The 7,860-nt window shown below is 65.3% G+C and carries 7 protein-coding genes and 1 tRNA gene; 6 read left to right on the top strand and 2 right to left on the bottom strand.

What is annotated here, in order from left to right; translation table 11 throughout:
- From rpoD to Q0982_RS11615, 4 genes are all read left to right on the top strand, one after another.
- A partial coding sequence (rpoD, locus tag Q0982_RS11630; protein WP_299395590.1) for an RNA polymerase sigma factor RpoD occupies window positions 1-950 on the top strand: 950 nt, incomplete at its 5' end.
- A 172-nt stretch (window positions 951-1,122) separates the two neighbouring features.
- A complete protein-coding gene (locus Q0982_RS11625; protein WP_299395588.1) occupies window positions 1,123-2,091 on the top strand; it encodes an endonuclease/exonuclease/phosphatase family protein in 969 nt (322 codons plus the stop codon).
- A 223-nt stretch (window positions 2,092-2,314) separates the two neighbouring features.
- Window positions 2,315-3,208 carry an MBL fold metallo-hydrolase gene (locus Q0982_RS11620; RefSeq protein WP_299395585.1) on the top strand — a complete coding sequence of 298 codons (894 nt, stop codon included), beginning with the start codon at window positions 2,315-2,317 and terminating at the stop codon, window positions 3,206-3,208.
- Between the two features lie 70 nt (window positions 3,209-3,278).
- The gene (locus Q0982_RS11615) at window positions 3,279-4,472 is read left to right on the top strand and encodes an adenylate/guanylate cyclase domain-containing protein (protein ID WP_299395583.1); all 1,194 of its coding nucleotides are present in this window, start codon (window positions 3,279-3,281) and stop codon (window positions 4,470-4,472) included.
- Window positions 4,473-4,504: 32 nt separating this feature from the next.
- Here the strand turns inward: Q0982_RS11615 and Q0982_RS11610 are convergent, their stop codons facing one another.
- Window positions 4,505-5,104: a septal ring lytic transglycosylase RlpA family protein gene (locus tag Q0982_RS11610; protein WP_299395581.1), complete on the bottom strand. Its 600-nt coding sequence runs from the start codon at window positions 5,102-5,104 to the stop codon at window positions 4,505-4,507.
- A 57-nt stretch (window positions 5,105-5,161) separates the two neighbouring features.
- Window positions 5,162-5,401: a YMGG-like glycine zipper-containing protein gene (locus Q0982_RS11605; RefSeq protein WP_299395579.1), complete on the bottom strand. Its 240-nt coding sequence runs from the start codon at window positions 5,399-5,401 to the stop codon at window positions 5,162-5,164.
- A 448-nt stretch (window positions 5,402-5,849) separates the two neighbouring features.
- Here Q0982_RS11605 and Q0982_RS11600 point away from each other — a divergent pair, with 448 nt between their 5' ends.
- The gene (locus tag Q0982_RS11600; protein ID WP_299395576.1) at window positions 5,850-6,581 is read left to right on the top strand and encodes a CHAP domain-containing protein; all 732 of its coding nucleotides are present in this window, start codon (window positions 5,850-5,852) and stop codon (window positions 6,579-6,581) included.
- Window positions 6,582-6,697: 116 nt separating this feature from the next.
- Window positions 6,698-6,773 (top strand) — tRNA-Ile (locus Q0982_RS11595).
- Window positions 6,774-7,860 lie beyond the last annotated feature (1,087 nt).

The raw sequence follows: 7,860 nt of genomic DNA, 5'->3' as shown, positions 1-7,860 counted from the left end.
ACCGCGAGAGCTTTCTGGAGAACTATTTCGGCCACGAGCTGGACCCGGGCTGGCTGGAGCGGGTCGCCGAGCTCAATGCCAAATGGGCCAAGTTCGTCGGCAAGGAGGCGGAGCGCGTCACCACGTTGCGCCGCCAGGTGGGCGACATCGCCGACGAGGCGGGCCTGCCCATCTCGGAGTTCCGCCGCATCGTCGCCACGGTGCAGAAGGGCGAGAAGGAAGCCAGCCGGGCCAAGAAGGAGATGGTCGAGGCCAACCTGCGCCTGGTCATCTCCATCGCCAAGAAATACACCAATCGCGGCCTGCAGTTCCTGGACCTGATCCAGGAGGGCAATATCGGCCTGATGAAGGCCCTCGACAAATTCGAGTACCGGCGCGGCTACAAGTTCTCGACCTACGCCACCTGGTGGATCCGCCAGGCCATCACCCGCTCCATCGCCGACCAGGCGCGCACCATCCGCATCCCGGTGCACATGATCGAGACCATCAACAAGCTGGTGCGCACCAGCCGCCAGATGCTGCACGAGATCGGCCGCGAGCCGACCCCGGAGGAACTGGCCGAGCGGCTGGTCATGCCGCTGGAAAAGGTGCGCAAGGTCCTCAAGATCGCCAAGGAGCCGATCTCCCTGGAGACGCCCATCGGCGACGAGGAAGACAGCCACCTCGGCGACTTCATCGAGGACAAGAACGCGGTCATTCCCCTGGACGCGGCGATCCAGTCCAACCTGCGCGAGACCACCACGCGGGTGCTGGCCAGCCTGACGCCGCGCGAGGAACGCGTGCTGCGCATGCGCTTCGGCATCGGCATGAACACCGACCACACCCTGGAAGAGGTGGGCCAGCAGTTCTCCGTCACGCGCGAACGCATCCGCCAGATCGAGGCCAAGGCGCTGAGGAAGCTGAAGCACCCCAGCCGCTCGCGGAAGCTGCGATCCTTCCTGGATACATGACGGAATCTTGACGCGACGATGACAAGGGCCGCTCCCCGGAGCGGCCTTTTTCTTGCGGTTTTCTTGGCTTTTTGCGGTGCCTCTAACCCTGCTGGGCGATGGCTGTGCTGCACAACCTGTGGTAAAGTCCGGCCCTCATTCGGGGGAGACTACGGGCGGGGGCACCACGGCCATGCGCATCACCATCGGCACTTTCAATCTCAACAACCTGTTCTCGCGCTACAACTTCTCGGGACAGGTCGAAGCCATCAAGAAGAACGACACCGGTGTCAGTTCCAAGGTCACCTACAAGTTCACCGAAGGCGACGTCTACCGCCTGCGCACCTTCAAGGGCCGTCTGGTCAAGACCAAGGACAAGGACGACCGGGCGACGATCGCCGCGCGGGTCAAGGCGATGGACGTCGACGTGCTGGCGGTGCAGGAGGTCGAGAACATCGACATCCTGAAGACCTTCAATCACCAGGACCTCGGCAGCCTCTATCCCTACTACACGCTGATCGAAGGCAACGACCCGCGGCTGATCGACGTGGGCCTGCTCTCCAAGTATCCCCTGGGGCAGGTGACGAGCTGGCATCAGGCGGTGCATGAGGAAGATCCGGACGAGCCGATCTTCGGGCGTGACCTGCTGCAGGTGGAGGTGCTGAACCCGACGCGGCGGCGCACCCTCTTCACGGTCTTCAACACCCATCTGAAAAGCCACTTCGTCGACTTCCGCGACGACCCGGTCGCCGGCAAGCAGAAGAACGATACGCGCCGGCGCCGCCAGGCGGAGACCGTCAGGCGGATCATCGAAGACCAGACCCGCCCCAACAGCCGCTACATCCTGACCGGCGACATGAACGATCCGCCGGAGGCCGCACCGCTGGCCGCCTTCGCCAACGCCGACCTCGGCCTCGTCAATGCGCTCGCGGCGCCGACGGAGACGCGGCCGCCGAAGGCCGACACGCCGATGCCGCCGGGTCCCGCCTGGACGCACCGCTTCAAGCCTTCGGGAAAGCCCGCCGAGTATCACCTCTACGACCACATCTGGCTCAGCCCGTCGCTGGCGCCGCGCCAGACCCTGGCGATGATCGACCGCCGCACCAAGCACGGCGGCGACGGCAGCGACCACGACCCCGCCTGGATCGAACTGGATCTCTGACCGGCTGCTGAAAGCTGCGCGCCGCTGCGTGCTTCGAGACGCTCGCGGTGCTCGCTCCTCAGCATGAGGCGAGAGGTTGGGTCATGTGTCCCTCATCCTGAGGAGCGCGCCGGAGGCGCGCGTCTCGAAGGATGGGCAGGCGACGGGTCGGCGGTTCCACTGCTCCGAAAGCATGTTGCCCTTTTTTCGTTGCCTGGGTCACTTGACCCGCTAGCCTGCGGCCATGGAGTTCGTTTTTCTCGGCACCGGCTGTCCGGTGGTCTCGACGGAGCGCTACGGGCCGGCGCAGGTCGTCCTCGCAGGCGACGCAAAGGTGCTTGTGGACTGCGGGTCCGGCGTGACCCAGCGCCTGCTCGCCGCCGGCGTGCCGGGACGCGCTCTCGATGCGCTGCTGCTGACCCATCTGCACTCGGATCATCTGGTCGACCTCTTCCAGCTCATCGTCTCTTCCTGGCATCAGGGGCGCGACCGGCCGCTGCCGGTCTACGGACCGCCGGGCACGCGCCGCTACGTCGAAGGCCTGATGGCGCTCTGGGAGCCGGAGCTGACCCAGCGCATCGCCCACGAGAAACGGCCTTCCACCGCGGCCCTGGAGATCGACGTGACGGAGATCGCGGCGGGCCAGGTGCTGACATTCGGCGGGCTGACGGTCGCCGTCGTGGAGGTGGACCACAAACCGGTGCGCCATGCCTTCGGCTTCGTCTTCGAAGCCGGCGGCAAGCGTCTGGCGCTCTCCGGTGACACGCGGTATTGCCCGTCGTTGATCGAGGCCGCCCGCGGCGCCGATCTGCTGGTCCACGAGGTCTTCGTCCACCGCGAGATGCCGGTGGTGGAAGGGGTGCGTTCGGCGGAGACGGTGGCCAACGTGGCCGGCTATCACACCCTCTCCAGCGAGGTCGGCAAGATCGCGGCGGAAGCCGGGGCCGCCTGTCTGGCCCTGACCCACTTCGTGCCGCCCGCCGCCGACCGCGACCGACTGCTCGACGAGGTGCGTGCGGACTACGCCGGGCCGATTCTTCTGGGTGAGGACCTGATGCGGGTCGATCTGTTGCGTCGGAGCGTCAGCCACGCCGGTGCGGTCATGAGCCTCGGCGCGCCGACCGGGCGAAGTCCTTGATAAATCCGGCGATGCGCCAACATCTATAGGTAGCATCCTTCTCTGATCCCTGCCGTTTCCGCGAACCCTGATGAGCCTTCTAAGAACCCCATTCGAAGATGTCGACCGCGACGTCCTGGCCAGGGCCATGGCGATCCAGCACTGGCTGATCGGCGAGGCGCGCTTCCTCGACAATCCCGACGACACCGTGAACGGCTTCGTCAGCCGCCTGATCGAAGCCGGCATTCCGCTGGACCGTATGACCAGCGCCATTCCCACTCTCTATGCGGTGCGCCAAGGGCTGGGCCGCAACTGGACCCGGGAAGGGGGGATTGAGGTGCTGGAGTTTGCCTGGGGCAATGACGATCTCTATGAGGCGAGCCCCTACTTTGAGGCGCACCGTACTCGTGACTGGGTGATCTTCCGCCTCGACGAGATCGACGATGGGGCTTACGGCATCGTCCCGGAACTCCGCGCTGAGGGCTACACGCACTACATCTGCGTTCCCATCTTTTTCCGTGACGGCACCGAAGGGGGGCTGACCTTTGCCACCCGTCACCCCAACGGCTTCAGTTCCTCGGATCTGGCGCTTCTGCGCGCAATCGAGGACTCCATGGCCATCCTTCTCGACCTAAACCGCGTCTGGATCCTGCTGCGCGAGACTCTGCGCATGTACGTGGGCGAGGAGCCGCAGGCGCGCATCCTCTCCGGTCAGGTGCGGCGCGGCGACATCGTGCCCATGCGCGCCGCCATCATCTTCGCCGATATGCGCGGTTTCACCGCACTCTCCTCGGCCATGACGGTGGAAGGGACGGTCGACCTGCTGAACCGCTATTTCGACTGCGTCGTGCCGCCGGTGGAAGAGGGCGGCGGCGAGGTGCTGAAGTACATCGGCGACGGCGTGCTGGCGATCTACGGCGCGGGCGACGACGATGCGGCGGCCTGCGCCAAGGCCCTGACCGCCGCGAAGGCCATTCTGGAGCGGGTCGAAGCCGCGCGCGAAGAGGCCCCGGAAGGCCGGCGCTTCGACATCAAGATTGCGCTGCATTTCGGTGAGGTCGCCTACGGCAACATCGGCTCCGGCGCGCGGCTCGACTACACCGTCGTCGGCAGCGGTGTGAATCTGGCGAGCCGTCTGGCCGATCTTGCCGGCAACCTGGGGCACAAGCTGCTGGTTTCGGCAGACTTCGCCGTCCATCTGCCGGACTGTGTTTTCAAGAGCCACGGCGAGCACAGCCTGCGCGGCGTCGCCACGCCGCAGACCGTTTTCGAACCCGGTCTCTGACCCACTCCCTATCCCATTCCCTATCCCACTCCCTATCCTTCTGCCAGGACCTCCACGCGGACCCTGGTCAGGCCGTCGTCGATGAAGTCCAGCGCCTTGGCGGCGGCGAAAGAGAGATCGATGATGCGCGGTTTTATGAAGGGGCCGCGGTCGTTGATGGTCACAACGATGGAGCGCCGGTTTGACTCGTTGGTCACGCGGACCCGCGTTCCGAACGGCAGGCTGCGGTGCGCCGCGGTCATGGCGTTCATGTCGAAACGGCTGCCGCTGGCGGTCAGACGGCCGTGGAAGCGCTTGCCGTACCAGGAGGCAAGCCCGCTGAAGGTCTCGGTGACCCGTTCGGCGGGCTGCGCGCCCCGGACTTCGGAGTCGGGAGGCAAGGCGGCGAGGGATGATCCCGACTGTTCTGCCGGCTGCCTCGACGGGCCCGGCGGCGCTACCGGTCGTGGCGCCGCGCGCGCAGAGGGAGCCTCCGCCCGGGTGGCCGTGGCCGCCGGTCCGCCGCCGGACAGGTCCCCCGATCGGTTCAGGGGACCGTCCTCGGGCGCGGTCGCCGCACAGGCGCCCAGCAGAGTGAGCACCAGCGCTGAAGCCAGCGCCGGCAGCCCGGCTGTCCTGTTCCGCGACGGCATAGAGGTCCCGCTTACGTGCAGGATCAGGTGTCGGATGTCTCTATGGGCTGGCCGAACCTACTTCCAGAAAGGGTCGCCCAGATCGATGGTGTCCTCGTCGGTGAGGGCGCCGGTCAGGCCGCCTGCGGCGGCGCCGATCAGAGCGCCTTCGACGATGGTGAGGCCGGTGACGGCTCCGACCACGGCACCGGCGCCCGCGCCGATGCCGGCGCCGCTGAGGCCGCGGTCTCCTGTCGACGATCCGCAAGCAGAGAGCGCAAGAGCCATGGCAGTCATAAGAATCGGTAGGCGAATCATAAGGTTCTCCTCAATACAGCGCTTCATTTCCCGCAGAGTCCCGACAGCCCCACGAGAGATATAGGCGGCCCGGACTCAGCACAGCTATGTCAAAACTGTGCCCTGAGAACGCTTTAGGGAGACCTTTTATTCCCCTGCCGTATAGAATTCTTGCGTAGGGCCTGATGGTGACTTGCCCGCGCGATCCGTTAACTCGGATGCCTTGACTTGTTGAGGCTGGGAGCTAGCTTTGAGCGCTGGGCAGCAGTCCATCGGGATTTGGTGGAAAAACAATGAGGTCCGGTCTTCGGGCCCTAAGGTGTGTTTGGGGGAAAGTCGTTTCTTGCAGCTTGCCGTCTCTGCCCGCCGGTCCGGCGGGATGAAATACATCACCTGTGATTGCTTGCCGCTGCGCCGGAATGCTTCGGCGGAGGGCCCTGGACGTCCAGCCCGGGCAGGGGGGCGGGCAATGATCACCCGTCTGGCCGCCCTCGGCTTGATGGGGCTGGTTTCCGCCTGCGTCACAGCCAAGGCGCCGGGCGTCTCCGGACCGGGCGTTTCCGAAGCGCCCGCGCTTTCCGCAGGTGGGGCTCTTGCGGCCTCACCCAACGCAGCGGACGTGGTGCCCGCGACGGGCGGGGAGCGCCGGAGTATTGAGCCCTCCTATACTGCACCTTTCAGGCCGGCCGTCGGCCGCCTTGCCGACGAACCCGCCGTTCAGGCGAGCCTTGCCAGCCTGCCCAAGCTGCCGCTGCCCACCCGGCCGCGCCCGGCGATCGTCTCGGCCGGCCGCCATCTGGAATGCGTGCCCTATGCGCGCAAGCTTTCCGGCATCCAGATCCGCGGCAATGCCTGGACCTGGTGGGCCAAGGCCACCGGCCGCTATGACCGTGGCGCGGCGCCGGAGCCCGGCGCGGTCATGGTCTGGAGCAAGACCAAGCGGCTGCGCCAGGGGCATCTGGCCTACGTGGTGGCGGTGCTGAACGAACGCGAGGTGCTGGTGCATCAGTCCAACTGGCTGAACCGCGGCCGCATCCACCGCTATACGCCGGTACGCGACGTCTCGAGGAACAACGACTGGTCGGAGGTTCAGGTCTGGTACACCCCGGGCCAGCGCTACGGCAGCGGCCGCTACCCGATCTACGGCTTCGTCTATCCCAACGACCCGGACGACGTGCAGGTCCTGCAGGCGGCGAACTGAAGGCTGCCCTGCGGGTCAGCGTTCCGCTGTCCAGCTTTCTGCAGTTGGGGCTTACGCTTCCCTTTGCCGGTCGGCAATTCACTTGATCTACAGGCTTGCAGCGGCACAATGGCGCCGGGCCCGTAGTTCAGCGGTTAGAACCCACCGCTCATAACGGTGTTGTCGCAGGTTCGAATCCTGCCGGGCCCACCACCCTTCGCTCTTCGATCTTCGGGTGGCCTGCCATCCGAAGATCGTTAGACGAAGGCGTGTCCTCCGAAGCCTTGGCGCAGGAGGACTGTCTTTGCGCTGCCAGCGATGCCGGGGCCTGCCGGTAGCCGCGATGCGATTTCAGCTGATCGCTTACCGCTTTCGGGGAAGGATTCGCGTCAGGCGCTACTCCCTTGGGGGTACACAACGCTGCGGTTACAGAATTGAAACGATAAAGGGGCTGAAATCCCGTTCGGGTTTTGTTAGAACACCGCTCGAGCGGAAGCTCCTGAGGTTTTGGTGGAGGAACCTGGGGCTGCTTGGCAAGGCGAGAGCCTTGCTCCGTCATCATGCTACGACCGTGAGGACTGGAATGAGCAACACCGAATTCTTCCACGCAAGGCCCTTCCCCTGCGTTCCCCCAGTTTACAGACCCTGTGCCGATGTGTGCCCAGGCACTGGTTTGTGCCCGGGTACTGGCGTGTGTCCAGGCACAGTCGGGCGGGGGCGCCTTGCATTGAGCTGAGTTGCCGGGTGACGCCGTGCTGGCTTTGATGGCACTGCGGGCATCCTGACACGGCCTTTTCCCAAGTCAGCCTTGCTGTCAGCAGGCGGCGTCTTCGCCGAAGACTCTGCGCTTGCAGCCGTCGGCCCTGATGCCGTCGGCCCCGGCTTCATCGCTCGGGCAAGGTTGGGACCGTGTCGCCGCACGCAGTACCGATGAGGCGCCGACGGGGTAACGACAGCCGGGCTTCTTGCCGTTTCAAGGCGTGAACCGACCCGCCGTCTTTCAGCACGCATTCACCACCTTGCGCTCTCCACTCCGTGGCGCGCCGCTGCGGCGGCCGCTGCAGAGAGGGCTCTTCAGGAGTGACCGCTTTTTTCATGAAGGTTATCGCAACCCAAGCATAGGAGATCGAGGTATTATGTTTCGCAAATTGAACCTTGTCGCTGCCGTCTCTGTTATCGGACTGTTCTTCGGCAGTGGGGCGATCGACCAAGTCCAGGCCCAGGACAAGGCGCCTGTGATCCCGGAGATCGAATGGGACACGGCCCTGAAGAAGTTCCAGGTCGACAGCGACAAGTTCAT

The sequence above is a fragment of the Pelagibius sp. genome, from assembly GCF_028281305.1.
In the GTDB taxonomy this organism is placed as follows: Bacteria; Pseudomonadota; Alphaproteobacteria; order Kiloniellales; family Kiloniellaceae; genus Pelagibius.
The sequence above is the reverse complement of the archived record's forward strand: the minus strand, read 5'-3'. Positions and strand labels throughout refer to the sequence as shown.